Raw genomic sequence first — 2678 nt, 5'->3', positions numbered from 1 at the left:
ACCCCTCTTTATGTAAGGATTTCAATGTCATGAAATCTTAAAATGAGAATTGCTGGTCCATAAGATAACTAATGCGTTTTCTGCCTGTTTCTGTCACAATGGGCATTACATCAATTCCTAACTGTTGCAATCTACCAATAAAAATCGTCATCGTTGGCTGATCTAAACTGGCTGCATCAATGGCCGCTTGTAACTTAACAGAAATGGGAATATCTGGGGTTTGTGTCTGTTTTCCAGTTTGATAGTCCCTGAGTTGTTGTTTATATTTCTGTACTTGGCCATGGGTTAAACTTTTGTGGTTTCTCTCTTGACTAGGGGCAACAAGGGTTAAATGATGTTCTTGTTCTAATCCCCTGATAATGGCTTCAAATCGTCGTTTATCTTGCCAATCATCCACTCTTTGACCGTCTAAGGTAATCATATTAACCGCAATATGAATATGGTCGTGATCATGGTTCCAATCATGGCCGGGGTCTTCTCGTTGATGGTCGATGACCACATATTGGTTATCAATATAGCCTAATCGTTGAACCGCTTGTGTGGCGATGGTATGTTTGAGGTTATCTTGTACTTCCCCGTCTTCAGGGGCAAAACTGAGAATAAAATGTTTGACGGGTTTTGTGGTGGTGCGTCTTTGGTCAGCACAATTATTAAATTCTTGGGTTAATTGGTTGATGGTTTCTCCTGCTGCATTACCACCAATAATTCTGGCCCCTTTATCGGTGGCTAACAAGTAACGAAATAATCCCCCAAAATTACTGCCATGTTCAATGTGTCCGATCATTTGCTTAGTTTATTGAGTCAAAAAAAAGATTAATTCCTAATAAGTGATGATTCTAAAAATTGATGGTTAATGGACAATTCGTAGGTAATCTCCTAACTCGCTTTGAATTGGCAGAAAATCTGATAATTCAAGCACAAGATTGACGGACTACTTTTATAGTGCCACTAGACACAGTTTCGGGTTGGGGACTGACCATAATTTCAATATTTTGCCCTAATGCCACCAGAAAACCTAAGAGTTTTTCCAAAGAAAAACCTGACAATCGACCATTCTTTAAATTCGTGACTTGAGATAAATCAATTGTCAAAATTCTAACCACTTCTGAATCAGCTAATTGTCTCTCACAAATTAGATCGTAAATGAGTGAAGCTAGTTTGACTTTAGCCAACTTTTCTTCAGCATTACTAAATCCTAAATCGGCAAAAATGTTTCCTGAACTTACAGTATAGTCTGACATTTGTTTCTCCTTTGTGCTAGAGTTCGTTTTGTTTTTTAGCAATCCCTTGTGCTTGTTTTAGACGTTCTTTAATTAAATCAATCGTCTGTAATGGTGTTTTAATACCTGTCTTTGACTTTTTCTTAAAGGCGTGGAGAACATAAACAGAATTACCAAGTTTGATAGCATATACTGTTCTGTAAGTATCTGTTTGATAATCACTGACAATTTCAAATACTCCATTCAATCCCTTTAAAGATTTAATATGAGGATGAGTTTGGTTTTGTTGAACCCGATAGAGGATGTAACCAACTTCATCAATGACATCTTCAGGAAACCCTAAAAGTTCCTTTTTAGACGCTCCCACCCAAATAACCGTTTTCAGTAATTCATCTCCCATTTGTACCTATTATCACTTGTCTTCTTTAAATTGGACTATTTTGCCTAACTAAGATTATTCCCGACTGTTTAATCCTTGGACGCTCTCTAACTCTTTTAAGAAAGGTGGAACGGTTTATTATTCACTCGTCCCCGAATTAACCCCTGATAATTCCAACCTTACTTGTTTAATGGCTGGTTTTAGTTGTTCAATTAAAGCCACAACTTCGGTTAACTGATCGACATTATTAAGGGTTAAAGGAAGGGATTGCCCTTGTTGGTTGGCTATATTCAAAACTTTGGCAATTTGATTAATATTGTTACCCAAAGCTGATAATTGAGCAGAAATCACCCCTAATTCTCGGTAAGCCTCCCAATTGACAGGGGGAACCCTCGCAGGTAACACGGGTAAACCTTGAAGCTTACGGGTGATATAAGCACTTCGGGATAAGTTGACGGCTTGGGCTTGTTGATCGAGGTTGGATAATTCACTTTCTCGAAATCGAATGGAAACTACTTTTTCTTTGTTCTCAGGGTTGGGCATGGTGGTATTTTTGCGGGTGGTTGAATTGGGTGATCGCTTTGCTTGCCTTCGTCGTCTGCTTTGACTTTATAAATAACCTTAAATTTTTCTTAAGTTAAGTTTTTACGCTAGGGGTATAATTTGAAAAACATCGTTTTATATTTGCTTAATCTTTAGGGGGGTTTGGGGGGAATTTCCCTCCAACCTGCAGCGCAACAATACCTATAATTTTACCACAACTGTAAGACAAAGAGCCTGCTGGTTTTATCCCTACTTACCCTCATCAACGAGGGGGTTTTTGCGTCTTTTTCTGCCTTTAATTCCGGTTTTCGGAGACTTTTCCCGTCATTTTTTGGCAAATAAGTGACATACCCTGGCACTATTGTGACGATTAGTGGCTAATAAAAATAGGATTTAGTCGAGGTTGTGGCTTAATTTGTGTCATTATTTTCAACAATTGTGACATGGTATGTTATTTTTTCCTTAATTAATGGCGTACTTTTAACCCACATTCCGCACTTCAAAAAAGTAGTATGAAATACTACAGTTATCTCTGA

4 protein-coding genes are annotated in these 2678 nt (G+C 38.0%); all 4 read right to left on the bottom strand.

Annotated elements, in window-relative coordinates:
• Positions 1-37: 37 nt before the first annotated feature.
• Complete coding sequence (locus tag VB691_RS24340; RefSeq protein ID WP_323294113.1) at positions 38-784, bottom strand: relaxase/mobilization nuclease domain-containing protein; 747 nt, start codon at positions 782-784, stop codon at positions 38-40.
• Between the two features lie 127 nt (positions 785-911).
• Positions 912-1241, bottom strand: coding sequence for a helix-turn-helix transcriptional regulator (locus VB691_RS24335; protein ID WP_323294112.1), 330 nt, complete (start codon positions 1239-1241; stop codon positions 912-914).
• A gap of 16 nt (positions 1242-1257) precedes the next feature.
• Complete coding sequence (locus VB691_RS24330) at positions 1258-1620, bottom strand: type II toxin-antitoxin system RelE/ParE family toxin (RefSeq protein WP_323294111.1); 363 nt, start codon at positions 1618-1620, stop codon at positions 1258-1260.
• 117 nt (positions 1621-1737) lie between these two features.
• Positions 1738-2142, bottom strand: a complete 405-nt coding sequence (locus tag VB691_RS24325; protein ID WP_323294110.1) for a plasmid mobilization protein — start codon at positions 2140-2142, stop codon at positions 1738-1740.
• Between the last annotated feature and the right edge of the window lie 536 nt (positions 2143-2678).

The sequence above is a fragment of the Crocosphaera sp. XPORK-15E genome, from assembly GCF_034931425.1.
Classification (GTDB): domain Bacteria; phylum Cyanobacteriota; class Cyanobacteriia; order Cyanobacteriales; family Microcystaceae; genus UHCC-0190.
Note: the sequence above shows the minus strand (reverse complement) of the source record. Positions and strands in the feature narration are given on the sequence as shown.